We start from the raw sequence: 25,241 nt of genomic DNA on the forward strand, positions 1-25,241 counted from the left end.
TGTCCGGCGCCCGCCGTTATCGAAGAATGAGCCTGCTCAACGATCCTTCGGCAGGTGGTAGGCGAACGACTTCTCCTGACGCTGCTTCATCTTCTCCAGGCACTGATGATGTTTGCGCGCGTGATAGGCCAACGGTAAATACGTGAGCCGGTCCGGCAACACCCGGTAGGCGGTGCGGATCACCGCGTAGGCGCGCTGCAATTCGCGTTCTTCCTTGGCGCTCCAGGTCACACCGAGTTTGGCCCGCAGCCGCGGGTCGAGCAGCCCGACGATGGACAGGTAGTTCAGCCGCAGCGCAGGCAGCAAGGCCGCTCGCACCAAGGGCGCCAAGGGTTTCGGTAGCGCCGGCGGCAGGTCTACCCGGCCGGTCTTCAGGTCTTCCATCAATTTCAGCGCCTGCGGGGTGCCCTGCAGGGTGTCGATCATCGACTCGAAGTAATCGGCCATCTCCTGCTGGGTCTCGGGGTAGCCCCGCATCGGCACGTGCAGTAGCCGGGCCAGCCGACGGTTGTCGCGCAGCAGCTCCTCTCTTTCATCGTCGGTGAACTCCCGGCCGATCATCAACCGGCCGGCTTGCGCGTTGACGATGTAACCGGTGGCGATCACCCATTGGTAGGCCTCGGGATTGAGCGCGCTGATCTGCTTGCCGGTGTGTTCGCTCTTCATGGTGATCGGCTGGTGCAGGGCACGCACCCGGTCACCCTCGGCGCGTGCTTCGGTGCCGCCGTAGGTCCAGCGCAGCACCGAGTCCACCGAGCGGATGGCACGCCCACCCGGATCACCGTGGAAAGCCGCCGAGTAGCGACCGGTGACCTCGGCGATCACCGGATGCATGGCCTGCATCATGAAGGCCGCGCCTTCGAGAATGAGGAACGTCCACCGTCCGGTGTGCTCGAAGGTCAGTGAGTCCGGCGGCACCAGCTCGATCGGCTCGAGGTCCTCGGCCGCGACGGGCCGGGTGTCGAGTTCCGGGGCGGAGGTCATGGCTTTTCCCTCTCGTCAAGTAACTGACATGCACGCTAATCTGACCTCTGAGTCGCATTCAAGTCGCGTTAGGAGTCTGATGTGACCGCACAAACGCGCAGTTCAGAGCGTCGAAAGCTCCCCAAGCAGACTCGTTCCCGTGAGATGGTCGCAAAAATCGTGTCCACGACGGCAGTGCTGCTGCACAAATACGCGCCCGAGCAGATCACCACCAACCTGGTCGCCGAGCAAGCCGGGGTCAGTAAGGGATCGATCTATCAGTACTTCGCCAACAAGGAACAGATGATCAACGCCGCGATCGAGCAACTCGCGGCCGAGCAGGCACCAGCCATCGAGGAGATGCTGCGGGCGATCACCTTGGACCGGCCGGAATCGGCGATGGAGTCCTCGATCGACATCCTGATCGACTTCACGATCGCCAACCGCCGGTTGATCCGCTATCTCGCCGAACGACCGGACCATGTGCGCACGTTCGAGAACATCTCCGGTCTGAACACCACCCTGCTGGCGATGACCACACTGCACATGAACCACTACCGCAGTCAGTACCGCCAGGAACTGGGCCCAAATGCGTTGGCCTGGTTGTTCTTCAACATGGCCGTGGCAACCACGCTGCGCTACATCGAGTCCGACGACCCGATCCAGCTCGATGAACTGCGCGCCGGTTTGAAGTTCGCCTCCGCGGGGCTGCTGGTGGGCGGGCGTGGTTAAGCGGTGACCGACTGCAGGTCGACGGCGAACACCCGGACCGCGGCCGACTTCCCCTTCACCGCGTGCAGGCCACGGTCGAGCAGTGCCGGCCGAGGCTGCAGGGCCGCCACGGTCTGCTCGGTGAGCAGGATCGCGTCGCCTGTGGTCTTGGTAAGTTGTTCGACCCGGGCCGCGACGTTGACCGCATCACCGATCAATGTGAACTCCAATTTCCCTGAGCCACCGATCGTTCCGGCAATCACCACCCCGGTGTTGACCCCGATGCCGATCCGGAGCTCGGCACCGAATCGCTCGTCGACCAGGCGCTGGACACGCATTGCGGCGTTGACCGCCGCACCAGCATGATCCACCAGATCGTTCGGCGCGCCGAACACCGCCAACGCACCGTCCCCGAGGAACTTGTTGACATGTCCGCCGGCATCGACGACGGCAGGGATGACGATCCCGAACAGATCGTTGAGCCGGGCCACGGTGTCCTCGGCGGAGTTGACTTCAGCGAACGGCGTGAAATCGCGGATGTCGAGGAACATCACCGTCACCTCGCGGCGCTCCCCGCTGAACACGTCGTCGCCCTGCTCGAGTAGTCGTGCCGCCAGGACGGGGTCGACATAGGTTCCGAACGCAGACTGCAGGCGTTGCCGCTCGGCCAGACCCGCCTGCATCCGGTTGAATGATGCTGCCAGCGCTCCGAGGTCATCGTCCTGCACCACCGGCAGCCGCTGGCTGTAATCGCCGGCTGCTACCCGTTTGGTGCCTTCGTCCAGATCGCGGATGGGTTGCAGCAGAGGCGAGAACGCGGCCCACACCGACGGTCCGATGGCAGCCACCAGCGCACCGCCGAGCCCGACGGCCAGCGCCGGGCCATGTCTGGCCACGTCGAACACATCTCCCAACAGTGCGCCCAACACGGTGAAGGCGAGGCCAACCGCCAGCATCGCCGCGACGGTCCAGGTTCCGAACGACGGATGCGCGCGTGGGGACGAATCATCGATTCCGGCAACGGAAGTGAGCGCCACGCGGGCGGGACGCAACGCCCCTTCGGTGTAGCTGTGCACAGTGCTCAAATGCAGGGCAATTGCGGCGCTGGCGCCCATCAGCGCGTACTGAATGAGCCGTGAACCGCTGGCTCCGGCGATTGCCGCGACTCCGACGAACAGGGCAGTGGTCCAGACCAAAGTGGCGATTGTCCCCCGCACAATCACTTGTCGGCCGTACCGGTAGGTGGCGTGTAACGCGGCCTGCGGATCGATGTCCTCGCCGACGGCCCATCGTTCGGCCAATCGCGCGCTGCTGTTGCCAGGAAGTATCTGCACGTACAGGTAGGCGATCACGGCGAGGACCGTGACCGCAATCGCCTCGAGGTAGCGGTCAGATCCTTCGAAAGCGACGATGGCGACCGACCACCCCAGGTACACGGGCAGGCCCAAGAGGATCGTGATCACCCAGCACGCCCACGAGTACCTGGATTTGTAGCGGTCCCAGACCCAGTTCCACATCCGATCCATGAGTAAACGAAACACCCCCGGCCGCGTGGACGGGGGCGTTTCGTTTCCCTCTAGAGCGCGAGCAAAGCTCCGCCCGAGAACATCGAATCGTGGCACTCGATCGCTTCCGGCACCGCGCCGGGCGGAATGTCGAAGGTCACGCCGGCCTCGATGCTGAGACCCGGATTGACGTCCTCCAGCCAGTTTTCGTCGCTGATCGAAGTCGTGGCGTCGTACTTGTTGCCGTTGACGATCAGATGCTGGTTGGACGCCGAGAAGCTCCGTGCGTCGTCACCGATGTTCGTCACCCGCAAGCGGACGGTGAAGAACTCACCCTTGGCCTTCTCCGGCTCGAAGAGCCCTTCCTTCGTGGCGGCCCGTTCGACGCCGAGGACCTCGAACTCGAACTTGCCGTCGCGAACCGAAGCTCCGACCGGAGCGATCTCGTCGCTCGCCTGCCGGACAGTCGATTCGGCTGGCTCGTCCACGACCGCGGCTGCTGCCGGCGTGGTCGGACTCGCTGCCGGCTCACCCTTCTCCTCCCCGTCACCCAATGAGCCGATGACGCCCAACGCCAGGAACACGGCCCCGGCGCCGAGACCGACCTTGAGCCCCCTGGACATGCCCTGCTTCGGTGGTTGGACCGCCCCCGGCGGCGGCGGACTCGGCGGAGCGAAGTGCTCGGTCCACACCTTGCCATCGAAGTACCGCCGGCGGCTCGGATCGGCCGGATCCTGATACCAGCCCGGTACGGGCGACGGTTCAGTCACTTGAATTCCCCCTTCATGTTGCAGTCGCCGGCAGGCTAACAACGAGGACCGACAAATCCTGCGACCCAAGCCGACCAGGGGCTTTCCCGGCGGGGAAGATCAAACTCGTCGAGCGGTGAGCCTAAAGATCCGTCCGTCCGATCCGAATTCGATGAGGTCGACGCCTTGGCAGCTCGCGTGATCGGCAGTTGCCCACGCCTTTTCGTAGCGGCGCAGCGCCGTCGCCGGGCCAAGGTCAGGCGGCCCGCTCTGGGGTCGTGGCGACGAGTCCATAGATCTGGACGGCCGCTGACTTTCCTTTCAGGGCGTGGCCGCCCCGGTCGATGAGCCCGAGTGGACGCGAATCGAGGGCGTCGACGGTCTGCTGGGTGAGGAGGATCGCGTCTCCGGTGGTCTTGGTGAGCTGCTCCACCCGGGCCGCAACATTGACCACGTCACCGATCAGCGTGAACTCCAATTTCCCTGCCGCACCGATCGTTCCGGCGATCACCACCCCGGTGTTGATCCCAATCCCCACTTGCAGCTGGTCGCCGAAGTGCGCGGCCACCAACTGCTGAATCCGCAGTGCCGCAACCACTGCCGCCCCCGCATGATCCGCCAGATCATTCGGCGCCCCGAACACCGCCAGCGCCCCGTCGCCGAGGAACTTGTTGACATGCCCACCGGCATCGACCACGGCCGGAATCACGATCTCGAACAAGTCGTTGAGCCGGGCCACCGCATCCTCGGCGCTGTTGGTTTCGGCGAACGGCGTGAACTCCCGAATGTCGAGGAACATCACCGTCACCTCCCGATGCTCACCGGCGAACACGTCATCGCCCTGCTCCAACAACCGCGCAGCCAGATCAGGATCCACATAGGTTCCGAATGCGGCCTGAAGTCGTTGCCGCTCAGCCAAACCCGCCTGCATCCGATTGAACGACGCCACCAAAGCGCCCAGGTCGTCGTCCTGGACTACCGGCAGCCGTCGACTGTAATCGCCGGCCGCAACACGCTTGGTCCCCTCGGCGAGATCCCGAACGGGTCGCAAGTACGGTGCGGTCAGCGCGATGACGACCGGGCCGCCCACGAACGTGAGCACGCATCCGACCACGACGACGAGTACCGGGTCCACGCGCGTGCCACCCAACACGGCAGCCAGCATCGCTGCCACAACGGCCGACAGGAACAACGCAGCCAGCACTGACAATCCGGTCCAGGCGGCAAGCGTCGGTCGCGAGCGCGGCAGGGAATCACCGATACCCGCTTCGCCGCCGATGGCGGCGCGGGGCGGTCGCAGGGCGGCCTCGGTGAAACTGTGCAGGCTGACCATCGGAATGGCGGCTCCGGTCGCGACGCCGACGACACCCCACTGGACCACCCGCCACCCGGTTGCACCTGCGAGCACACTGAGCATCACCCAGTACACGGCGCCGCCCAGCACATCCATCCCGATCACCCGTGCAATCGACGCCCGCCCAAAGCTGTAGGTGGCCCGTAACGCCGTCATCGCATCGACGTCACGACCGGCGGCCCAATCCTCGATCAGGCGCAACTTCGCCGAGCGTGGCCGCACCATCACGTAGGCCCAGACCGGCAGCACGGCAACGGTGAGGAGGAGCACTTCGGCATATCGGTCCGATTGCTCGGAAGCGAGCATGATGATCGGTGCGAAGAAGAAGATCAGACCGCTCATCAGCACGATGCCCCAGACCAGCCAGGAGTAGCGCGGGCCGTGCCGATCCCACGCCCACTGGAGGACCCGGTGCATGTCAGCAGACTAATTCCCGGTGGCGGCCCAATTGAGGCGGTTGGTTCAGATCAAGAACGCCGTCCGGGCAACACCAGGTACCCACCCACCGACCACGAAAACACCCCCGGCCCTACCAGGACCGGGGGTGTTTCGTTGGTACTACCTAGTGCGCGTGGCCGTGGTGATGCCCGTGGCCTGCGTGGTCGTCGGCCTCCTCCGGCTTGTCGACAACCGCGGTCTCGGTGGTGAGCACCATCCGGGCCACCGACGCGGCGTTGAGCACGGCCGAGCGGGTCACCTTGACCGGGTCGATGACGCCGTCGGCCGCCAGGTCGGCGTACTCGAGGGTGGCGGCATTGAAGCCATGCCCGGCCGGCAGTTCGCGGACCTTGCTGACCACGACGGAACCATCCAGGCCCGCGTTCGCTGCGATCCAGTGCAACGGCGCGGTCAGCGCGGCGCGGAACACCTCGACACCGGTGGCCTCGTCGCCGGACACCGACGCCTTGAGCTCGTCGAGCACCTTGGCGGCCTGCACCAGCGCGGTACCGCCGCCGGACACGATGCCTTCCTCGACAGCCGCCTTGGCCGAGGCCACGGCGTCTTCGACGCGGTGCTTGCGCTCCTTGAGTGCGGTCTCGGTGGCAGCGCCGACCTTGATCACCGCGACGCCGCCGGCGAGTTTGGCCACCCGCTCCTGCAGCTTCTCGCGGTCCCAGTCCGAGTCGCTGGCCTCGGCCTCGGCCTTGAGTTGCTTGACCCGCGCGTCCAAGGCCTCCTTGGTGCCGCCGCCGTCGACGATCACGGTGTCGTCCTTGCTGACCACAACCCGGCGGGCCGTACCCAGCACCTCCAGGCCGACCTCACGCAGCGCCAGGCCGACGTCGGGGTTGACCACCTGACCGCCGGTGACGATGGCCAGGTCCTCCAGGAACGCCTTGCGACGGTCACCGAAGAACGGCGCCTTGACCGCAACGGCCTTGAGCGTCTTGCGAATTGCGTTGACCACCAGGGTGGACAGCGCTTCGCCCTCGACGTCCTCGGCGATGATCAGCAGTGGCTTACCCGCCTCGGCGACCTTCTCCAGCAGCGGCAGCAGGTCCGGCAGCGAGCTGATCTTGTCGCGGTGCAGCAGCACCAGCGCGTCTTCGAAAACGGCTTCCTGCGAATCGAAGTCGGTGACGAAGTACGCCGACAGGAAGCCCTTGTCGAAGCCGACGCCGTCGGTGATCTGGAGTTCGGTGTTCAGGGTCGAGGATTCCTCGACCGAGACGACGCCGTCGCCGCCCACCTTGAGCATGGCTTCGCCGACCATCTCGCCGACCTCGGGGTCACGCGAGGACACCGTGGCAACCTGGGCGATGGCGTTCTTGCCATCGACCGGGATGGCGGCGGACAGCAGCGCCTCGGACACCGCGTCGGCGGCCTTGCTGATGCCCAGACCGAGCGCCATCGGGTTGGCCCCGGCGGCGATGTTGCGCAGACCGCCCTTGATGATGGCCTGGGCCAGCACCGTGGCGGTGGTGGTGCCGTCGCCGGCGATGTCGTTGGTCTTGGTGGCGACCGACTTCACCAGTTGAGCACCGAGGTTCTCGAACGGGTCTTCCAGATCGATCTCGCGCGCGATCGTGACACCGTCGTTGGTGACGGTGGGGCCACCAAAGGCCTTGGCCAGCACCACATGCCGGCCGCGCGGGCCCAGGGTGACCTTGACCGCGTCGGCGAGCTTGTCGACGCCTACCTCGAGGGCGCGGCGTGCGGTTTCGTTGAATTCAATCTGCTTGCTCATGAGTGTCTTTCGGTCTCAAGCGCACCGCCCCGGACACCACCCGCACATGCGGGGATGTCCGGGGCGGAACACTTATCGCTTACTTGGAGACGCTACTTGCCGACGACAGCCAGCACGTCGCGCGCCGACAGGATCAGGTACTCCTCGCCGTTGTACTTGATCTCGGTGCCGCCGTACTTGCTGTAGATCACCACGTCGCCCTCCGACACGTCCAGAGGAATCCGCTTCTCGCCATCCTCATCCCAGCGGCCGGGGCCAACTGCGACGACGGTGCCTTCCTGCGGCTTCTCCTTGGCGGTGTCGGGGATGACCAGACCGGACGCGGTCGTGGTCTCGGCCTCGTTGGCCTGAACGAGGATCTTGTCCTCGAGTGGCTTGATGTTCACGCTCGCCACGATGGAGCCCCTTCACTGATGTAGGTGTCATGTACAGCAGCGCGGGCCAGTCCTCGCGCCGTCGTCGCGGGTGCCGACACGGGGAATGTCCGACTGCCGCCTAGCACTCTATACGTGAGAGTGCTAGCACTCAAGGGTGGGCTGGTGCAGGTGCCGGGAACTCGCCCACAGCGAACATGCCGGCCCGCTCCCCTGACTAGCGGCCACCGGGTCGGCGGCGGCCGGCGAGCTCATGCCACCTGTCCGCGGATCACCGGCAGGCCCGGATCGGTGGCCACGCCCAGTGGTGACGGCTCGGCACCGGCGGCCAGCAGGTGTGCCGCAAAAGACGCGATCATTGCGCCGTTGTCGGTGCACAACCTGGGCCGCGGCACCCGCAGGGTCAATCCGGCCGCCGCGGCGCGTTCCTCGGCCAGCTCGCGCAGCCGGGAGTTGGCGGCCACACCGCCTGCGATCAGCAGCGTCGAAACCCCCAGATCGGTGGCCGCCCGCACCGCCTTGCGGGTCAGCACATCGGCGACGGCCTCCTGGAAGCCGGCGGCCACGTCGGCATGCGAGGCATCCGGGTGCCCCTCCAAATAGCGCGCCACTGCGGTCTTGAGCCCGGAGAAGCTGAACGCATAGGGATCGTCGCGCGGTCCGGTCATGCCGCGCGGGAAGACGATCGCGTCCCGGTCCCCGGTGCGGGCCAGCTCGTCGAGCACCCGCCCGCCGGGATAGCCCAGCCCGAGCAGCCGCGCCACCTTGTCGTAGGCCTCACCGGCCGCATCGTCGACGGTGCTGCCCAACTCGACGATCGGCTCACCCAGCGAGCGCACATGCAGCAGGTGGGTGTGCCCGCCGGACACCAGCAGGCCGACGCTCTCCGGCAGCGGACCGTGCTCGTAGACGTCGGCGGCCAGATGCCCACCGAGGTGGTTCACCGCGTAGAACGGCACATCCCAGGCCGCCGCGTAGGCCTTGGCCGCAGCCACACCGACCAGCAGCGCACCCGCCAGACCCGGACCGATGGTGGCGGCCACCACGTCGGGGCGGGCCACCTCGGCGACCTGCAGCGCGCGGCGCATGGTCGGCCCGAGCGCCTCCAGGTGCGCACGCGACGCGATCTCCGGAACCACGCCGCCGTAGCGGGTGTGCTCGTCGACGCTGGAGGCCACCTCGTCGGCCAGCAGCGTCACCGAACCGTCAGAACCCAGCCGCGCGATGCCGACTCCGGTTTCATCACAAGAACTTTCGATCGCCAGGATGACGGTCATCTCGGATCCCTCCGCATGGTGTAGGCGTCGGCGCCGCTGATCCGGTAGTAGCGCTTGCGCAGCCCCACGTTGACGAACCCGACGCTCTCGTAGAGCGTGATCGCCGGCACGTTGTCGGTGCGCACCTCTAGGAACACCGCGCCGTTACCGGCGAAGTCCAGCAGCCCGTTGAGCAGCCGCCGGCCCAGACCGTGGCCCTGATAGGCCGGATCGACGCCGATGGTGTGGATCTCGTGCTCGAACGGTTCGTGCCGGCCCAGCCGCGCGATGCCGCCGTAACCGACCAGCCGGCCGTCGACCCGAGCGCCCAGGTACCGGTTGTGCGCAACGGCCAACTCGGCCAGGAACACCCGCGCCGACCACGGATCGTCGCCGGGGAACAGCTGGGACTCCAGCTGCGCGCACCGCGCCGCATCGGCCGGCCGCAGCGCGTCGATCACGACCGCCCCCAACTCGCCCGTCATGGCCCGGCCGCCTTCCCGGCTGCACGTTCGGCCAGCGTCTTGGCGTCCGGTCGGCGCAGGTACAGCGGCACCAGCGGCTCGGGCCCGGCGTCCCAATCAGCCACCGCGGTCACCAGCCCGGCCGGCGACGGAACCTGCGGTCCCACCACCGGAAGACCGAACAACGCTGCGTGCGAGGGTGATCCGGCCACCGCGGCCACGCCGTCCACATCGACGTCGGCCGGCGCGGCGACGTCGGGGCCGGCGATCCGCACCCCGTCGCGGTAGCGCGCCCAGTACACCTCGCGGCGGCGCGCATCGGTGACCACCAGCACCTCACCGACGGTGCGACCGCCGATCGCGTCCAGGCTGCACACCGGGTACACCGGCACGCCGAGGGCATGGCCGTAGGCCGCGGCGGTGGCCATCCCGACCCGCAACCCGGTGAACGGTCCGGGTCCACACCCCACCACCACGGCTTCGATGTCGGTCAGCTTCATCCCGACATCGGCAAGGGCGGCAAGCACATTCGGAGTCAGGCATTCGGCGTGCGCCCGCGGGTCGTCGGTGCTGCGCTCGGCCAGGGTCTCGGCACCACCGCCGGAGCGGCGCACTACGCCCGCGGTAACGGCCGCAGTGGCGGTGTCGATGGCCAGGATCAGTTCGGTCACGAGCGCACCCACTGCCAGCTCGCGGTCCGGGTCTCGGAATCGGTGTGGCGTTCCAGCCGCACGTCCAGATGATGCTCGGAGAGCCGCTCCACCAGGCCCTCACCCCACTCGACGACGACGACGGCGTCGTCCAGATCGGCGTCCAGGTCCAGGGAGTCCAGTTCACCGAGCAGATCGACACCGGCGGCATCCAGCAGCCGGTACACGTCGACATGCACCATGGCCGGGGCGCCGGATCGGCGGGCCGGATGCACCCGGGCCAGCACGTAGGTCGGTGAGGTGACCGGGCCCTCGACGTCCATCGCCGCAGCGATCCCCTTGGCCAACATGGTCTTTCCGGCGCCCAGTGGACCGGACAGCACCACGACGTCGCCGGCCTGCAGGTCCGCGCCCAACCGTCGGCCCAGCGCCAGGGTGTCCTCGGCGGTCGGCAACACCGCGCTGCCGGTTTCGGTCTGCTCAGTCACGAGGACGCACCTTGTCGCGCAGCCGGCGGGTGATCGCGACCAACCGGTTCGGGGTGGCCCGTTCCACCAGCCGGATCAGCGCATCGTCGATCACCTCGGGCTCCTCCATCTGCACCAAATGTCCTGCGCCGCCGATGATCAGCAGCTCGGCCTTCGGCAGCACCGAGGCCATCTCCTCGGAATGCTCAGGGGTGGTCAGCACGTCGGCGGATCCGCACGCGATCAAGGTGGGAATCGCAGCCAACGCCGGCAGGCCGTCAGTTTCGTCGTGCACGCCGAGCGCATGCAGGAAGCCGACCATCGATCCGATCGGTGCGTCGTGGATCATCTGCTCGGCGTAGGCCACCACGGTCGGGCTGACCTTGTCGCTGCCGAACGAAGCGGCCTGCAGCACCGGGGCCAGCACACGGCGGGCCAACCCGCGACCGCGGTGAATCAGCCCCGGCACGTAGCGCGCACCGAACCGGGCCGCCTCCAGCGCCGGGTTCTGCAGTATCTCCCCCAGCGGTGAGCGGGAAAGACCCTCGGCGGCAGAGGAAATGATCGCCGCCCCCACGATGTGCCGGCCGTAGCGCTCCGGGAACTGCCGGGCATGCGACAGCACGGTCATACCGCCCATCGAATGTCCGACCAGCACCACCGCACCGCGCGGCGCCAGCACCGCGATGATGGTTTCCAGGTCGCGGCCCAGCTGGTCGACGGTGTAGGCCTTGGGGTCGGCGCAGGCGGACTTGCCGTGCCCACGCTGGTCATAGAACACCATCCGGACCCCGTCACCCCACACCGTGGCCAACTCGGCGCGCTGAAAGTGGAAGGCGCCCATGGCCATACAGAAGCCGTGCGCGAACACCACGGTCACCGCGGCGTCGGTGGGCCCGACCTCCCGCACCGCCAGGTCGACGCCGTCCGGGGTGGTCACCACGCAGCTGCGGTCGGCGTCGAGCACACCGAAATCCTCACCGGCATAACGATCCTCCACCAGCTGCCGGCGCATCATCGAGCGGGCGGCGCTGACGCCGGCCACCGCGCTCACGGTGCCCAGACCGGCGGCACCGGCCATCCAACGCCGGGGCCGCTCAGCCACGGTCAGCAACCTGCCGGTAGACCCGTTGCACACGCCCGCGCGGGCTGGTCACCACCTCGTAGTGGATGGTGCCGATCAGATCGGCCCATTCGGCCGCGGTGGGCCCGCCGTCGGCGCCGGTACCGAACAGCACCGCCTGGTCACCCTCGGCCACGTCGACCGGACCGGGCCCGAGGTCAACCATGAACTGGTCCATACAGATCCGCCCGACGCCGGGCCGGCGGCGGCCGTTGATCATGACTTCCAGCCGGCCACCCAGCGCGCGGAAGATGCCGTCGGCGTAGCCCAGCGGGATCAGCGCCAGCGTGCTGTCCCGGTCGGCGATCCAGGTGTGTCCGTAGGACACCCCGTCGCCGGGCCGCACGGACTTGATCAAACTGACCGGCGCCGAGAGCGTCATCACCGGGATCAGGCCGTGTGCGTTGCCGGGCAGCGGATCCAAGCCGTACATCGCGATGCCCGGGCGCACCATGTCGAAGGCCAGGTCGGGGCGGGCCAGGATGGCCGGCGAATTGGACAGATGGGCCACCTCGATGTCCAGGCCCGCGCGGCGCGCGTCGGCCAGCAGTTCGGTGAACAACGCACCCTGCGCGTCATTGGCCGGATGCTCGGGTTCGTCGCCGTGCGACAGGTGCGACATCAAGCCACGCACCCGCAGCGCGCCGTCCGCCTGCGCGCGGACCAGCGCGGCCACCAGGTCACCGAAGTCGGCCGGGTCCACCCCGTTGCGGTGCAAGCCGGTGTCGACCTTGATCGTCACGGTGGCCAGCACTCCGCTGCGCCGCACGCCGTCGAGCAGCTCACCGAGCTGGCGCGCCGAGGACACCCCGATCTGGATATCGGCGGCCAGCGCCGGTGCGAAGTCGGTGCCGGGTGGGTGCAGCCAGGCCAGCACCGGCGCGGTGATGCCGGCCGCACGCAGCTCGAGCGCCTCGGCCAGGGTGGCCACGCCCAACTCGGCGGCGCCCGCGGCCAGCGCGGCCCGCGCCACCTCGACCGCGCCGTGCCCGTAACCGTCGGCCTTGACCACGACCATCAGCGCAGCCGAACCGGCGTGCTCACGCAGCACGCCGACGTTGTGCGCGAGCGCGCCGAGATCGACGACCGCGGTCGGGGCAGCGGTCGTCGTGGCCGGGGTCAGCGGGGTCAGGGTGTGGTCGGTCATGGTCACCGCCCCCGATTGTCCCAGGTCGGTGCTCAGTGAGCGAAATGCTCCTCGGTGGACAGCCCGCCGGGCCGCAGCTTGTCCAGCTTGTCCAGCACCTCGACCAGGTCATCGCGCAGTGCTCGGGCCAGGTTGGCGGAGAAACCCTCGCGCACCACCACGCGCAGCACGGCGACGTCGGTGGCGTCCTCGGGCATGGTGTAGGCCGGCACCTGCCAGCCGTAACCGCGCAGCAGCGCGGAGATGTCGAACACCGTGTAGCCCGGGTCTCCGACCAGCCGGAACGCCAGCACCGGCAGCGCCGAACCGTCGGTGATCACCTCGAACATCGGCATCCCGGCCACCTCCCGGGCCAGCCACTGCGCGGTCTCGGCCAGGGTGCGCATCACCTGGGTGTAGCCGTCGCGGCCCAGCCGCAGAAAGTTGTAGTACTGCCCCACCACCTGGTTGCCCGGCCGGGAGAAGTTCAGCGTGAACGTCGGCATGTCACCGCCGAGGTAGTTGACCCGGAACACCAGTTCTTCGGGCAGCTGCTCGCTGTTGCGCCACACCACGAACCCGATGCCCGGATAGGTCAGGCCGTACTTGTGCCCGCTGACGTTGATCGACACCACCCGGGGCAGCCGGAAGTCCCACTCCAGGTCCGGGTGCAGGAACGGCACCACGAACCCGCCGCTGGCGGCGTCCACGTGCACCGGGATGTCGGGTTTGCCGTCCTGTCCGGCCAGCTGATCGAGCGCCGCGCAGATCTCGGCGACCGGTTCGAGTTCGCCGGTGAACGTGGTGCCCAGGATGGCCACCACACCGATGGTGTCCTCGTCGACGTGCTCGAGCACTTGCTCTGGAGTGATCACGTAGCGGCCCTCGGCCATAGGCAGATAGCGGGCTTCGACGTCGAAGTAGCGGCAGAACTTCTCCCACACCACCTGCACGTTGGAACCCATCACCAGGTTGGGGGTGCGACCCTTCCAGTCCTGCCCGGCAGCTTCCAGTCGTTGCCGCCAGCGCCATTTCATCGCCAACCCGGCCAGCATCACCGCTTCGCTGGAGCCGATGGTGGAGACGCCGATTGCGGTGGAGGGGTCGTCGTCGCGCAGGTCCTCGGCGTGGAACAGGTCGGCCACCATGCACACGCAACGCTGCTCGATGGCCGCGGTGATGGGGTACTCGTCCTTGTCGATCATGTTCTTGTCGAAGGTCTCCGACATCAGTTGCCCGGCTTCGGGATCCATCCAAGTGGTGACGAAGGTGGCCAGGTTGAGCCGGGAGCTGCCGTCGAGCATCAGCTCGTCGTGGATGAACCGGTAGGCATGTTCGGGCTCCATCGACTCGTCGGGCAGCCGCAGCGCCGGGATCGGTGAGGTGGACAACCGGCCGGTGTAGGCGGGGGCGAGCGAGGAATGGTGCGTGACGTTGGGCATGGAACCTTCCTTGTCAGTGGCGGCGTTGCGCCGCCTCTCAGAGCAGCATGGCCAATGCGGGACGGATGTGGGCCTGAATCCGCGACGACGACGTCGGCGCCGGTTGGGGTCCGGGATCGTGCGCGGCCAGTTCGGCCGCGCGGGTGTGCACGAAGGCGGCCGCGGCGGCTGCGCGGGCGGCGGGCAGCCCGGCAGCCAGCAGCGCGCCGATCATCCCGGACAGCACGTCGCCGGAACCGGCTGTGGCAGCCCAGGACCCGCCGGCCGGGTTGAGGTAGACCGGACCGTCCGGGTCGGCGATCACGGTGACGTGACCTTTCAGCAGCACGACGGCACCGGTGCGTTCGGCGAGTTCGCGGGCGGCGGCGATCCGGTCGGCGCCGGGCGGATGCCCGGCCAGCCGTTCGTATTCCCCGGCGTGCGGGGTCAGCACCGTGGGTGCGTCGCGTTCGGCCACCAGTTCGGGATGCTTGGCCAGCAGGGTCAGTGCGTCGGCGTCGACGATCACCGGCAGGTCGGTGCCCAACACGGTGCGCAGCGTGACAGATTCGGTGTGCCCGGTACCGAAACCCGGCCCGATCACCCAGGCCTGCACCCTGCCGGCGGACGCCAGGTCGTTGGCGGCGATCACCTCGGGCCAATGTGAAACCACTTCGGCAGCAGCACTTCCCACGTATCGGACCATGCCGGACTGGCTGGCCACCGCGGCGCCGGCACACAGGATCGCCGCCCCCGGGTAGGTGGTCGATCCGGCCAGGATCCCGGTGACGCCTTGGGTGTACTTGTCGTCGGTGCGCCCGGGCAGCCGCCAGCAGGCGGCGACGTCGGCGGCTTCGAAGCCGAGCAGGTGGGTCTCGGGCAGGTCCAAGCCGATGTCGACCAGCTCGACCCGGCCGCAGTCGGCCAGTGCGTGTACGGGTTTGAGCCCGCCGAAGGTCACGGTGAGCGCCGCTTGCACGTGTGGTCCGTCGGCGGCGCCGGTGGCCACGTCGAGGCCGGACGGCAGATCTACCGCCACCACGGGGGCTTGGCTTTCGGCGAATACCTTTGCGGCGTTTGGCCGCAATGGTCCGGTGGCGCCGATGCCGACCACCCCGTCGATCACCAGATCGGTTGTCGGGTGGATGGTTTCGATGATCCGACCGCCGGCCTTGCGAAAGGCTCTCAGCGCCTTGGCGTGGGCGCGCTGCGGATCCAGCAGCACCGCGTCGGCGGCGGCGCCGCGGCGACGCAGGAAGGTCGCCGCCCACAAGGCATCACCGCCGTTGTCGCCGGAGCCGACCACCGCGCACACCCGGCGCCCCGCGACAGCGCCGGTACGGGCCTGCAATTCCTTGGCGATGGCCACCGACAGTGGCCACGCCGCGCGGCGCATCAACACCCCGTCCGGCAGGGCGGCCAGCAGCGGGGCCTCGGCGTCCCGGATTTGCTGGGCGGTGTAGTAGTGCCGCATGCGGGTCAGATTACGGGGTCGGCACTCGGGATAGCGGCATTGCGGCTTCGGTCACCGATCGGACCCGGCTCGGGATCGGGCGTCCCAGTCGCTGACGGATTCCGAACGCTCGACGTCTTTCGCGTGGACACCAATCTGGGCTGCCAACGCGGCCATGAGGCCTCTACTCCGCTTATCCGCCTGCGAGTCGCGGATCGCGATCGTTTCGGTCACTGCCCTGCGCTGTACCGATATCAACCCCATCCTCAGGGCCTACCGAGAGCACCACAGATCACCCCGACAGGCGCGCCGTACGCGCGCATTTCAGAGAGGTCAACGCGTCATCGAGTTTGTCGGACCCTGCACTTAAAATCGAACACATGTTCGATAGATCGCTTCCCGAGCCGGCCGAGTTGGCCGACGTCGACGACGCCACCCTGGCCGCCGCGATCACCGACTGGGCGCGCGTCGCCGCTGCTGCTGATGCCCGTGCTCTGGCCGCCATCGCCGAACTGACTCGACGCCGCTGCACCGATGAGCACCCCGACTGGAGCTGCGACGACTGGGACGCCGCGGCCGCCGAAGTGTCCTGCGCCCTGCACATCGGCCACAACGGGGCCTCAGCACAGATGAACCTCGCCGTCGCCCTCCGCGATCGGCTACCGAAAGTCGGGGCGCTGTTCTTGGCCGGCACCATCAACCGCTACCAAGCCCAAACCATCGTCGACCGCACCCACCTCGTCCAAGACGAGGCCACCCTGGCCGAACTCGACGACCTGATCACCAAAGGCCTACGCGACTGGCACGGCGTGTCCCGGTACAAACTCGAACGCACCCTCGACGCCTACATCGAAGGACTCGACCAAGACGCCGTCCGCCGCGCAAACACCCGCGCCCGCGGCCGCCACTTCAACATCGGCGACCACAACACCGACGCCACCGCCAGCAACGTCTGGGGCACCCTCACCAACACCGACGCCGCCCTCCTTGAACAGGCCATCACCACCCTGGCCCACAGCGTCTGCCCCGACGACCCACGCACCCTCGACCAACGCCGCGCCGACGCGCTGGGCGCCCTCGCCGCTCACTCACACTTCCTGGCCTGCCAATGCACCAACCCGCACTGCCCCGCCGCCGGCGACGACGGCCGCACCAGCAACATCGTCATCCACATCCTCACCAACGCCACCCCCACCCAACCCACGACCGACCTCAACGGAACCGCCCGCGAGGTCGCCAACCCACCAGCAGCGGGCGCCAGCGAAGTCAACAGGGCTGAGCAGCCCGCGCGCAACCCGTTCGGGGTCATCCTCGGCGGCCCCTTGGTCTCCGCGCCCCTGTTGGCCGACCTCATCGCTCGCGGCGCCAAAGTACGAGACCTCAAACCTCCCGCCCCCGAACCGCAACCGCACTACCGGCCTACGAAGGCACTGGCACTGTGGGTCCGGCTACGCGACCTCACCTGCCGCTGGCCCGGCTGCAACCGCCCCGCCCACCTCACCGATATCGACCACACCCGCCCCTACCCCACCGGCACCACCCACCCCGGCGAGATGCACTGCTACTGCCGAAAACATCACCTAGTCAAGACTTTCTGGACCGGCTTCACCGACCAGCAAGCCCCCGACTCGAGTCTGACCATCACCACACCCGCGGGCCTGCGCTACACCACCACACCGTTGGCTGGCGTGTTGTTCCCGCACTGGAACATCAGCACCCCCGCACCCCCGCCGGGCCCCACCGTCCCCAGCAGTCCACACCGCGGTCTGATGATGCCGCTACGCAAAACCACCCGCAGCCAAGACCGCGCCCAACGCATCCGCACCGAACGCGCCGAGAACCGACTGGACGCCACCGGCCACGACGACCTGCCAGACATTCCCTACCCGCTGGAACCCGACTTCTAGTTCCAGAAGCGGTGAGTGCTGGGCTACTCGACGGTGACCGACTTGGCCAGGTTGCGCGGCTTGTCCACGTCGTATCCGCGCTCACGGGCCACCGCGGCGGCGAACACCTGCAGCGGAATCGTCGACAGCAGCGGCTGGAACAGCGTTGAGACAGCCGGGATTTCGATCAGGTGATCGGCGTAGGGCCGTACCGTCTCATCGCCTTCCTCGGCGATCACGATGGTCAACGCGCCGCGGGCCTGGATCTCGCGGATGTTGCTCAACAACTTGGCGTGCAGCATCGCGGCGTTCTTCGGCGAGGGCATCACGATGATCACCGGCAGGTCGTCCTCGATCAACGCGATCGGGCCGTGCTTGAGCTCGCCGGCCGCGAAGCCCTCGGCGTGCATGTACGCCAGTTCCTTGAGCTTGAGCGCACCCTCGAGCGCCACCGGGTAGCCCACGTGGCGACCGAGGAACAACACCGTCGGGCTCTGCGCGAATCGGGCCGCAATCGCGGCGACCGCATCCATCCGGGTCAGCACATTGGCCACCAGGTCCGGCATGGCCTCCAGTTCCTGGTATTCGCGCTGCACCTCGTCGGGGTACTTGGTGCCGCGGGCCTGCGCCAATGCCAAGCCGACCAGGTAATTGGCGGCGATCTGGGCCAGGAACGTCTTGGTGGACGCCACCCCGATCTCCGGTCCGGCCCGGGTGTAGAGCACCGCGTCGGCCTCGCGCGGGATCTGGCTGCCATTGGTGTTGCAGATCGCCAGCACCTTGGCCTTCTGCTCCTTGGCGTGCCGCACGGCCTCCAGAGTGTCGGCGGTCTCACCGGACTGCGAGATCGCGATCACCAGCGTGCTGCGGTCTAGAACCGGGTCGCGGTAACGGAATTCGCTGGCCAGTTCGACCTCGACCGGAAGCCGGGTCCAGTGCTCGATGGCGTATTTGGCCAGCATCCCGGAGTGATACGCGGTGCCGCACGCGACGATGAACACCTTGTCCACCTCGCGCAGCTCCTGATCGGAGAGCCGCTGCTCGTCGAGCACGATCCGGTGGTCGACGAAATGCCCGAGCAACGTGTCGGCGACGGCCTGCGGTTGCTCGGCGATCTCCTTGAGCATGAAGTAGTCGTAGCCGCCCTTTTCCGCGGCCGACAGGTCCCAGTCGATGTGGAACGGGCGGGCGCTGGCGTCGTCGCGGTTACCGGCGAAGTCGTAGATCTGGTATCCGTCGGCGGTGATCGCCACGGCCTGGTCCTGGCCGAGTTCGACGGCGTTGCGGGTGTAGGAGATGAACGCCGCGACGTCGGAGCCGATGAACATCTCGCCCTCACCGATGCCGACCACCAGCGGGGTGGAGCGGCGCGCGGCCACGATCGTGCCCGGATCCTCGGCGTTGGCGAACACCAGGGTGAAGTGACCCTCCAGCCGGCGCAGCACCGCCAACACCGAGCCGACAAAGTCGCCCGCGGTCTCGCCCTGCTTATAGGCACGGGCAACCAGGTGGACGGCGACCTCGGTGTCGGTGTCGCTGGCGAACTCGACGCCGGCGGCCTCCAGTTCGACCCGTAGCGCCGCGAAGTTCTCGATGATGCCGTTGTGTACGACGGCGATGGTGCCGGAGGCGTCGCGGTGCGGGTGCGCATTGCGGTCGGTGGGCCGACCGTGCGTGGCCCAGCGGGTGTGTCCGACGCCGGCGCTGCCGGCCAGGAGGTCCGCGTCGGTGTCGGCCAGCGCCTCTTCCAGGTTGGCCAGCCGGCCGGCGCGGCGCCGCACGGTCATGCCGCCGTCGCCGTCGAGCAGGGCCACCCCCGAGGAGTCGTAGCCGCGGTATTCCATCCGGCGCAACGCGCCGACGACGACCTCACGGGCCGGACGATGCCCGACGTAGCCGACGATTCCGCACATGGTTGTCCAGGGTAGTGCAGCCGCCGACCGAGGTGCGGTGAGCTAACGTCGATGGGTGGCCAGCACCAAGAAGCTCTTCGCCGCCCTGACCCGCCGCGGCCCACACCGCGTTCTACGCGGTGACCTGGCCTTTGCCGGGATTCCCGGGGTGGTCTACACGCCCGAAGCCGGTTTGAATCTGCCCGCCGTGGCCTTCGGCCACGATTGGGTCACATCGGCAGCCAAGTACGGCTGGCTGCTCGAACACCTGGCGTCCTGGGGCATCGTGGCCGCCGCGCCGGACACCGAGCGCGGGCTGGCGCCGTCGGTGCTGAACCTGTCCTACGACCTGGGCACCACACTCGACGTGGTGACCGGTGTGCGGTTGGGCCCGGGCAAGATCAGCGTGCACCCGGGCAAGCTGGCCGTGGCCGGCCACGGATTCGGTGGGTCGGCCGCGGTGTTCACCGCAGCCGGGCTGGGTTCGCGGCTGCAGGCCGTCGCGGCGATCTTCCCCGCGGTGACCAAACCGCCCGCCGAGCAACCCGCAGCAACCCTGAAGCTGCCCGGACTGGTGCTCGCCGCGCCGGCGGACCCGTCGTCGTTGCGCACCAATTCCGAGTCCTTGGCCACAGCCTGGCCGGGCGCGGTGCTGCGCACGGTCAGCAAGGCCGAGGTCGACGGGCTGGCCGATGGCCGCAAGCTCAACAAGTTCTTCGGCTTGGGCGGCACCGACCGGCGCACGCAGAAGAGCGTGCGGGCGCTGCTGACCGGTTACCTGCTGTTCGCGCTGACCGGCGACAAGACCTACCGGGAGTTCGCCGATCCCGAGGTGCACCTGCCCCGCACCGTGGCGCCGGATCCGGATGCCGAGCCGATTGCGCTGGAGCAGAAGGTCGCCGCGCTGCTGCGCTAACGCTGCCAACTCTGCGTTGAGAATTGCACCAGGTAGACAAAGTTCGAGAGAACGCCTACCTGGGCGCTAACTCGATGGGCACCTATACTAATTAACCAACCAATACAATTATGCTCCAGACCACATCGAGGGGCGGCTCTTCGTGACTGCGCTGATCAACACGGCCTGGCATCTGACTTTCCGGCCCACCGGCCTGGTCGAGGCAGCCGACTTCGAGGTCCGCACGGCAGCCGTGCCTGCACCGGGGCCCGAGCAGGTGCTGGTGCGCAATATCTACCTGATGGTTCCGGCCTCGATGCGGATCTGGATGGACGCCGAGGACAGCTATCTGCCGGCCCAGCCGCTGGGCGAGGTGATGCGCGGTATCACCCTCGGCGTGGTGGAGCAGTCCGAATCCGAACGGCTCCCGGTGGGCAGCTATGTGACCGGGATGGGCGGTTGGCAGGAGTATTCAGTCGGCTCGGCGCGCGCCTGGTCCCGACTGGATCCGCATCCCGACATTCCGCTGACCGCCTACCTGGGCGTGCTGGATCTGCAGGGACTGACCGCCTACTGCGGGCTCACCGAGGTGGGGCGACCCAAGCCCGGCGAAACGCTGGTGGTCACCGCGGCGGCCGGCAGCGTCGGATCGCTGGTGTGCCAGATCGGCAAGAAGCTCGGGCTGCGGGTGGTGGGCATCGCCGGTGGACCGGCCAAATGTGCGTGGCTGCTCGACGAGTGCGGTGTGGACGGCGCGATCGACTACAAGAACGACGACGTCGGCGCCCGCCTCGACGAGCTGTGCCCGGACGGCATCGACATCGGGTTCGAGAACGTCGGCGGCCCGGTGTTCGACCTGATCCTGGACCGGATCGCGATGCATGCTCGAATCGCGTTGTGCGGCATGGTGTCTTCCTACAACGGCGGCGCGCAGACCGCGGGCCGGTCGTTGATGAACCTGGTGAACAAGCGCGGCCTGATCCAGGGTTTCATCGTGCGCGACTTCATGGCGCGGCGCGCCGAGGTGCGCGACCTGCTGACCCCGTGGTTGCTCGACGGCAGCGTGGTCTACCGCGAGGAGTTCAGCACCGGCCTGGACAGCACCGTCGAGGCGATGAACCGGTTGGCCCGCGGACAGAACACCGGTTTGCAGTTCGTGCAGGTGACGAACAGCTGAGGCTAAACCTCCAGCTTTCCCAAAGTCGTTCCGACCGGGTAGGTTTCGTCCTCCTCCACCGCACCGTAGCGCAGCACGCCGGCGATCGGCGCCGGGATGTCGGTGGACACCTTGTCGGTGCCGACGGTGTAGAGGTCCTCACCCTCCTCGACGGTGGTGCCGTCCGGCACCAGCCAGCCCAGGAAGGTTCCCTCGGTCATCGTCACGTCGAGCTTCGGCATCTTGATTTCCATTGGTGGACAAGCCTTTCGAATGTCAGTTGGCGGTCTTCAGGGCGACGGCGGGGCAGGACTCCACCGCCTCGTGGGCAATGCGTTCGCGCTCGGGCGGGATGTCATCGACCAGCAGGTGGGCCTGCCCGTCGTCACCGACCTCGAAGAGGTCCGGCGCCAAGGCTTCACAAACCCCGTTGCCGACACAGCGATCCAGATCCACGGTCACCTTCATGATGGCGCTCCCCTACTTGGTCAGGATGGTGACGCCGCTCAGACCCGGCGCACCGTAGACATGGGATAGTGCCACCTTGGGCTGCCCGGCGACCTGACGTCCGCCGGCCGTTCCACGCAGTTGCAGCACGTTCTCGTGGATCTGTCGCAGCCCCGAAGCGCCGATCGGTTCCCCGTTGGCCAGCACGCCGCCGTCGGTGTTGATCGGCAGCCGGCCGGTCAGCTCGGTCTCGCCGGCCTCGATCAGGGCCTGCTGCTCGCCGTCGGCGCACAGCCCGGTCTCGGCCATGTGGATGATCTCGGCGCCGGCGTCGGTGTCCTGCAACTGCGCCAGGTCCACGTCGTCGGGTCCGATACCGGCCAGCTCGAACGCCGCGGCCGCAGCGTCCACGCTGGGGCTGACCCCGCGCCGCACCGACAGCGACGGGCTGAGCACCTCGAACGATCCGGGCCGGCGGGTGCACACGGCGGAGGCCGCCACGTACACCGGGTTCGAGCTGAACTCCTTGGCCCGCTTGGCGTTACACAGCACCAGCGCGGTGGCGCCGTCGCCCGGTGAGCACAGCATGTACTGGCGCAGCGGATCCGACAGCATCATCGAGGCCTCCACGTCGGCCTCGGACAGCGGCTTGCGCCGCCAGGCGTTGGGGTTCAGCGAGCCGTTGCGGAACGCCTTGGCGGCCACCTTGGCCAGCAGGTCCGGCGACAGGTCGTGCTCGTGCAGGTAGCGCTGGATCTTCAGCGCGAAGAACTGCGAGGTCAGCGCCAGACCACTGCTGCCGTACCACTGCCCCAGCCCCATCGCCTTCGGGTCGATGCTGAACGCGCCGCGCGGATGCGAGTCGAACCCGATCACCAGCGCCAGATCCGCGGCCCCGGCGCTGATGGTGTGCACCGCCGAGATCAGCGAACTGCTGCCGGTGGCGCAGCCGTTGAACACATTGACGAACGGCACCCCGGTCAAACCCAGGTCGGAGACCAGGGTGTCGGCCGGTCCGCCGTCCATGCTGCCCCCGACCGCGTACTGGATCTGCGGCCAGGTCACACCCGCGTCGGCGAGCGCGGCGCGCGCAGCGGCCACCGCCTCGGTCCGCACCGTGGTGTCCTGATAGCGGCCGAACGGCCGGCAGCCGACGCCGATGATCGCAACGGAATTCATCACTGACCGCCTTCGTGCTGAGCCGGCTCGAACGCGAATGTCGGCTTGGTGTACCCGGTTTCGGTGATGACGTCGACCGTGGTCAGCGTCATGGGCATGCCGATGCGCAGCCGCTGCGGGTCTGATTCGGTGAGCCGGGTCTCGACGATCACCTCGCCGGGCAGCTCGACGTAGCCGACGCCGAACGGTTCGAATTCGTCGGCCGGGCCGTAATACGGCGGGCTCGGCGGTGGGAACCGCTGCACGGTCCAACTCCACAGCACGCCCCGGTCGGCCAGCGGCACCGGGCTGATGTCGGCGCCGCCGCAGTCGCGGCAGGACGGCTTGCGCGGAAATTCGATCTCCCCGCACGCTCCGCAGCGGCCGCCGATCAGGCGCAGCCGGCCGTCGCTGACCTCCATGATGTCCGGATCGATGACGTCAGGCACCCGGATCCTCCTGTTCTGCTGTCGGTTTGCGCTTTTGGCGCACTCCACGTTTTTCCACCACCACGTCTCCGCGCACCCCCGCCTGGCAGGCCAGCCGCACGTGTTCGCCGCGTCCGCCCTTGTCGCCGGTCAGATTGCGTACCGCGGCGGTCTCGGTCGCCGAGGCCTCGGTGAGCCGTTCCGGGCCTTCCAGCACGCTGACGTGGCACACCAGGCAGTCGCCGTTACCGCCGCACACCGTGGGCCAGCGCAGCCCGGCCGCCTGCGCGGCGGCCATCACCGTCTGCCCGTCCGCTGCCTCGAACGTGATGCCGGACGGCCGGACGGTGACGGTCGGCATGTCAGCTGCGCCGGAGTTCACGCCAAGGCTTGCCCCGGCCCGGATCAATCTCGCGTTCCAGGCCCAGCACCCGCTCACCGACGATGTTGCGCTGCACCTCCGAGGTGCCGCCGGCGATGGTGAAGCGGCGGCTGTCGAGCAGGTTGTGCGTCTCCAGCGGCATCTCACCCTCCCAGTACGCGGCTTCGGCCCCGCCGATCTCGAAGCCGAGTTCGCTGATCTCCTGTGACAACTCGGAGAGCACCAGCTTGGTGATCGATCCGGTGGGTGATCCACTGGCGGTGCGGGATTCGGCGATCGAACGCAGGTTGGTCAACGCCAGTGCATGCTCGACGGCGAACAGGTCCACCAGCCGGTCCCGGATCACCGGGTCGTTCCACCGTCCGGTGCGCCGGGCCAGTTCCAGCACCGGGGCCAGCGGCACACCGCTGGCACTCGACGTCTCGGACAGCCCGGAGCGTTCGGCGTTCAGCGTCGACATCGCCACCCGCCAGCCGTCGTTGACCTGGCCGAGCACGGTGTCCGGGCCCAGCACCAGGTCTTCCAGGAACACCTCGCAGAAGTGCTCGTCGCCGGTGAGCTGGCGCAGCGGCCGCACCGTCACACCGGGGGCCGCCATGTCGACCAGGAAACAGGTGATACCGGCGTTCTTGGGTTGGTCGGGATCGGTGCGGGCCAGCAACATGCCGTAGCGCGATCCGGTGGCGAACGAACTCCACACCTTCTGGCCGTTGACCCGCCACGAATCGCCTTCGGCGACTGCGCGGGTGGCCAGCGAGGCCAGGTCCGAGCCGGCGCCGGGTTCGCTGAACAGCTGGCACCACATGTCGGCGCCGGACACGATGCCGGGCAGATACTGCTGCTGCTGTTCCGGTGTGCCCCAGTCCATGATGGCCGGCCCGATCAGCATCGGCGGCACGAAGTAGTACTCCGGCAGCCCGGCGCCGTGCTCATGCAACACCGAACGCACCACGGCGGCTTGCTGTTCGGTGTAACCCAGACCGCCGTACTCCCGGGGCCAGTGCGGCACGCTGTAGCCGCGCTCCCCCAGTGCGGCATACCAGCCCGCGGCCGCGGCCGGGTCGAAGTCGTACAGCGTGGTGGCACTGCCGGGTTGCACCGCGCCGCGGAACTTCGCCGGGAAGTGTTCGGCCACCCAGCGGTTGACCTCGGCGCGCAGTTGGTCGTAGTCGAGTTCCGATGATTCAGACACG

The 25,241-nt window shown here is 68.0% G+C and carries 25 protein-coding genes and 1 pseudogene; 4 read left to right on the plus strand and 22 right to left on the minus strand.

Going from position 1 to position 25,241, the window contains the following annotated elements; genetic code table 11:
- Positions 1–36: 36 nt before the first annotated feature.
- Positions 37–984 carry an oxygenase MpaB family protein gene (locus AC5Y3P_RS10025; RefSeq protein WP_500045744.1) on the minus strand — a complete coding sequence of 316 codons (948 nt, stop codon included), beginning with the start codon at positions 982–984 and terminating at the stop codon, positions 37–39.
- A gap of 144 nt (positions 985–1,128) precedes the next feature.
- On the opposite strand from AC5Y3P_RS10025, the gene AC5Y3P_RS10030 reads away from it, so the two are divergent.
- Positions 1,129–1,695, plus strand: coding sequence for a TetR/AcrR family transcriptional regulator (locus AC5Y3P_RS10030; RefSeq protein ID WP_500045745.1), 567 nt, complete (start codon positions 1,129–1,131; stop codon positions 1,693–1,695).
- Here the strand turns inward: AC5Y3P_RS10030 and AC5Y3P_RS10035 are convergent.
- From AC5Y3P_RS10035 to AC5Y3P_RS10100, 14 genes and pseudogenes are all read right to left on the minus strand, one after another.
- Complete coding sequence (locus AC5Y3P_RS10035; RefSeq protein WP_500045746.1) at positions 1,692–3,200, minus strand: adenylate/guanylate cyclase domain-containing protein; 1,509 nt, start codon at positions 3,198–3,200, stop codon at positions 1,692–1,694. The genes AC5Y3P_RS10030 and AC5Y3P_RS10035 overlap by 4 nt on opposite strands.
- Positions 3,201–3,250: 50 nt before the next feature.
- Entirely contained in the window at positions 3,251–3,802 is a 552-nt protein-coding gene (locus tag AC5Y3P_RS10040; protein WP_500045911.1) for a DUF4352 domain-containing protein, read from the minus strand.
- A 72-nt stretch (positions 3,803–3,874) separates the two neighbouring features.
- Positions 3,875–3,949 (minus strand): annotated as a pseudogene (locus tag AC5Y3P_RS10045) (DUF2510 domain-containing protein); the annotation flags it as partial.
- Positions 3,950–4,184: 235 nt separating this feature from the next.
- The gene (locus AC5Y3P_RS10050; RefSeq protein ID WP_500045747.1) at positions 4,185–5,699 is read right to left on the minus strand and encodes an adenylate/guanylate cyclase domain-containing protein; all 1,515 of its coding nucleotides are present in this window, start codon (positions 5,697–5,699) and stop codon (positions 4,185–4,187) included.
- Positions 5,700–5,844: 145 nt separating this feature from the next.
- Positions 5,845–7,470: a chaperonin GroEL gene (gene groL / locus AC5Y3P_RS10055; RefSeq protein ID WP_500045748.1), complete on the minus strand. Its 1,626-nt coding sequence runs from the start codon at positions 7,468–7,470 to the stop codon at positions 5,845–5,847.
- Between the two features lie 92 nt (positions 7,471–7,562).
- On the minus strand, positions 7,563–7,865 hold the full coding sequence (gene groES / locus AC5Y3P_RS10060; RefSeq protein ID WP_500045749.1) for a co-chaperone GroES: 303 nt from the start codon (positions 7,863–7,865) through the stop codon (positions 7,563–7,565).
- Positions 7,866–8,095: 230 nt separating this feature from the next.
- Positions 8,096–9,121, minus strand: a complete 1,026-nt coding sequence (tsaD, locus tag AC5Y3P_RS10065) for a tRNA (adenosine(37)-N6)-threonylcarbamoyltransferase complex transferase subunit TsaD (RefSeq protein ID WP_500045750.1) — start codon at positions 9,119–9,121, stop codon at positions 8,096–8,098.
- Complete coding sequence (gene rimI, locus AC5Y3P_RS10070) at positions 9,118–9,585, minus strand: ribosomal protein S18-alanine N-acetyltransferase (protein WP_500045751.1); 468 nt, start codon at positions 9,583–9,585, stop codon at positions 9,118–9,120. The genes tsaD and rimI overlap by 4 nt, the downstream gene beginning before the upstream one ends.
- A complete protein-coding gene (tsaB, locus tag AC5Y3P_RS10075; RefSeq protein WP_500045752.1) occupies positions 9,582–10,235 on the minus strand; it encodes a tRNA (adenosine(37)-N6)-threonylcarbamoyltransferase complex dimerization subunit type 1 TsaB in 654 nt (217 codons plus the stop codon). Before tsaB ends, rimI begins: the two co-directional genes overlap by 4 nt.
- Positions 10,232–10,702 (minus strand): tRNA (adenosine(37)-N6)-threonylcarbamoyltransferase complex ATPase subunit type 1 TsaE, encoded by a 471-nt coding sequence (gene tsaE, locus AC5Y3P_RS10080; RefSeq protein WP_500045753.1) that lies wholly within the window; start codon positions 10,700–10,702, stop codon positions 10,232–10,234. The genes tsaB and tsaE overlap by 4 nt, the downstream gene beginning before the upstream one ends.
- A complete protein-coding gene (locus AC5Y3P_RS10085) occupies positions 10,695–11,762 on the minus strand; it encodes an alpha/beta fold hydrolase (protein ID WP_500045912.1) in 1,068 nt (355 codons plus the stop codon). Before AC5Y3P_RS10085 ends, tsaE begins: the two co-directional genes overlap by 8 nt.
- A 16-nt stretch (positions 11,763–11,778) precedes the next feature.
- Entirely contained in the window at positions 11,779–12,951 is a 1,173-nt protein-coding gene (gene alr / locus AC5Y3P_RS10090) for an alanine racemase (protein ID WP_500045913.1), read from the minus strand.
- A gap of 32 nt (positions 12,952–12,983) precedes the next feature.
- Complete coding sequence (gene gad / locus AC5Y3P_RS10095; RefSeq protein ID WP_500045754.1) at positions 12,984–14,372, minus strand: glutamate decarboxylase; 1,389 nt, start codon at positions 14,370–14,372, stop codon at positions 12,984–12,986.
- 37 nt (positions 14,373–14,409) lie between these two features.
- Complete coding sequence (locus AC5Y3P_RS10100; RefSeq protein ID WP_500045755.1) at positions 14,410–15,825, minus strand: NAD(P)H-hydrate dehydratase; 1,416 nt, start codon at positions 15,823–15,825, stop codon at positions 14,410–14,412.
- 359 nt (positions 15,826–16,184) lie between these two features.
- Between AC5Y3P_RS10100 and AC5Y3P_RS10105 the strand changes: the two genes are divergently transcribed.
- The gene (locus AC5Y3P_RS10105; RefSeq protein ID WP_500045756.1) at positions 16,185–17,711 is read left to right on the plus strand and encodes an HNH endonuclease signature motif containing protein; all 1,527 of its coding nucleotides are present in this window, start codon (positions 16,185–16,187) and stop codon (positions 17,709–17,711) included.
- 23 nt (positions 17,712–17,734) lie between these two features.
- Here AC5Y3P_RS10105 and glmS read toward each other — a convergent pair whose 3' ends face one another.
- Positions 17,735–19,603 carry a glutamine--fructose-6-phosphate transaminase (isomerizing) gene (glmS, locus tag AC5Y3P_RS10110; protein WP_500045757.1) on the minus strand — a complete coding sequence of 623 codons (1,869 nt, stop codon included), beginning with the start codon at positions 19,601–19,603 and terminating at the stop codon, positions 17,735–17,737.
- A 55-nt stretch (positions 19,604–19,658) separates the two neighbouring features.
- Here glmS and AC5Y3P_RS10115 point away from each other — a divergent pair, with 55 nt between their 5' ends.
- Together AC5Y3P_RS10115 and AC5Y3P_RS10120 are read left to right on the plus strand one after the other, a co-directional pair.
- Positions 19,659–20,498, plus strand: coding sequence for a dienelactone hydrolase family protein (locus AC5Y3P_RS10115; RefSeq protein WP_500045758.1), 840 nt, complete (start codon positions 19,659–19,661; stop codon positions 20,496–20,498).
- A 142-nt stretch (positions 20,499–20,640) separates the two neighbouring features.
- Complete coding sequence (locus tag AC5Y3P_RS10120; RefSeq protein ID WP_500045759.1) at positions 20,641–21,654, plus strand: NADP-dependent oxidoreductase; 1,014 nt, start codon at positions 20,641–20,643, stop codon at positions 21,652–21,654.
- Between the two features lie 2 nt (positions 21,655–21,656).
- On the opposite strand, the gene AC5Y3P_RS10125 is transcribed toward AC5Y3P_RS10120, so the two are convergent.
- The 6 genes from AC5Y3P_RS10125 to AC5Y3P_RS10150 are packed head-to-tail and all read right to left on the minus strand — an operon-like array spanning position 21,657 to position 25,240.
- Entirely contained in the window at positions 21,657–21,875 is a 219-nt protein-coding gene (locus AC5Y3P_RS10125) for a biotin/lipoyl-containing protein (protein ID WP_500045760.1), read from the minus strand.
- A gap of 34 nt (positions 21,876–21,909) precedes the next feature.
- The gene (locus AC5Y3P_RS10130) at positions 21,910–22,101 is read right to left on the minus strand and encodes a ferredoxin (protein ID WP_500045761.1); all 192 of its coding nucleotides are present in this window, start codon (positions 22,099–22,101) and stop codon (positions 21,910–21,912) included.
- Positions 22,102–22,113: 12 nt separating this feature from the next.
- Positions 22,114–23,259: a thiolase family protein gene (locus AC5Y3P_RS10135; protein ID WP_500045762.1), complete on the minus strand. Its 1,146-nt coding sequence runs from the start codon at positions 23,257–23,259 to the stop codon at positions 22,114–22,116.
- Positions 23,259–23,687: a Zn-ribbon domain-containing OB-fold protein gene (locus tag AC5Y3P_RS10140; protein WP_500045763.1), complete on the minus strand. Its 429-nt coding sequence runs from the start codon at positions 23,685–23,687 to the stop codon at positions 23,259–23,261. Before AC5Y3P_RS10140 ends, AC5Y3P_RS10135 begins: the two co-directional genes overlap by 1 nt.
- Positions 23,680–24,027: a 2Fe-2S iron-sulfur cluster-binding protein gene (locus AC5Y3P_RS10145; protein WP_500045764.1), complete on the minus strand. Its 348-nt coding sequence runs from the start codon at positions 24,025–24,027 to the stop codon at positions 23,680–23,682. The genes AC5Y3P_RS10140 and AC5Y3P_RS10145 overlap by 8 nt, the downstream gene beginning before the upstream one ends.
- A 1-nt stretch (position 24,028) precedes the next feature.
- Positions 24,029–25,240: an acyl-CoA dehydrogenase family protein gene (locus AC5Y3P_RS10150; protein WP_500045765.1), complete on the minus strand. Its 1,212-nt coding sequence runs from the start codon at positions 25,238–25,240 to the stop codon at positions 24,029–24,031.
- Position 25,241: the final 1 nt, after the last annotated feature.

The sequence above is a fragment of the Mycobacterium sp. NGS45 genome (genome assembly GCF_059812645.1).

Bases quoted from the DNA above. Each gene is read 5' to 3' on its own strand.
- AC5Y3P_RS10025 (WP_500045744.1), bottom strand. From the start codon at position 984: ATGACCTCCGCCCCGGAACTCGACACCCGGCCCGTCGCGGCCGAGGAC.
- AC5Y3P_RS10030 (WP_500045745.1), top strand. From the start codon at position 1,129: ATGGTCGCAAAAATCGTGTCCACGACGGCAGTGCTGCTGCACAAATAC.
- AC5Y3P_RS10035 (WP_500045746.1), bottom strand. From the start codon at position 3,200: ATGGATCGGATGTGGAACTGGGTCTGGGACCGCTACAAATCCAGGTAC.
- AC5Y3P_RS10040 (WP_500045911.1), bottom strand. From the start codon at position 3,802: ATGTCCAGGGGGCTCAAGGTCGGTCTCGGCGCCGGGGCCGTGTTCCTG.
- AC5Y3P_RS10050 (WP_500045747.1), bottom strand. From the start codon at position 5,699: ATGCACCGGGTCCTCCAGTGGGCGTGGGATCGGCACGGCCCGCGCTAC.
- groL (WP_500045748.1), bottom strand. From the start codon at position 7,470: ATGAGCAAGCAGATTGAATTCAACGAAACCGCACGCCGCGCCCTCGAG.
- tsaD (WP_500045750.1), bottom strand. From the start codon at position 9,121: ATGACCGTCATCCTGGCGATCGAAAGTTCTTGTGATGAAACCGGAGTC.
- rimI (WP_500045751.1), bottom strand. From the start codon at position 9,585: ATGACGGGCGAGTTGGGGGCGGTCGTGATCGACGCGCTGCGGCCGGCC.
- AC5Y3P_RS10085 (WP_500045912.1), bottom strand. From the start codon at position 11,762: ATGGCCGGTGCCGCCGGTCTGGGCACCGTGAGCGCGGTGGCCGGCGTC.
- alr (WP_500045913.1), bottom strand. From the start codon at position 12,951: ATGACCGACCACACCCTGACCCCGCTGACCCCGGCCACGACGACCGCT.
- gad (WP_500045754.1), bottom strand. From the start codon at position 14,372: ATGCCCAACGTCACGCACCATTCCTCGCTCGCCCCCGCCTACACCGGC.
- AC5Y3P_RS10100 (WP_500045755.1), bottom strand. From the start codon at position 15,825: ATGCGGCACTACTACACCGCCCAGCAAATCCGGGACGCCGAGGCCCCG.
- AC5Y3P_RS10105 (WP_500045756.1), top strand. From the start codon at position 16,185: ATGTTCGATAGATCGCTTCCCGAGCCGGCCGAGTTGGCCGACGTCGAC.
- glmS (WP_500045757.1), bottom strand. From the start codon at position 19,603: ATGTGCGGAATCGTCGGCTACGTCGGGCATCGTCCGGCCCGTGAGGTC.
- AC5Y3P_RS10125 (WP_500045760.1), bottom strand. From the start codon at position 21,875: ATGCCGAAGCTCGACGTGACGATGACCGAGGGAACCTTCCTGGGCTGG.
- AC5Y3P_RS10130 (WP_500045761.1), bottom strand. From the start codon at position 22,101: ATGAAGGTGACCGTGGATCTGGATCGCTGTGTCGGCAACGGGGTTTGT.
- AC5Y3P_RS10135 (WP_500045762.1), bottom strand. From the start codon at position 23,259: ATGAATTCCGTTGCGATCATCGGCGTCGGCTGCCGGCCGTTCGGCCGC.
- AC5Y3P_RS10145 (WP_500045764.1), bottom strand. From the start codon at position 24,027: ATGCCGACCGTCACCGTCCGGCCGTCCGGCATCACGTTCGAGGCAGCG.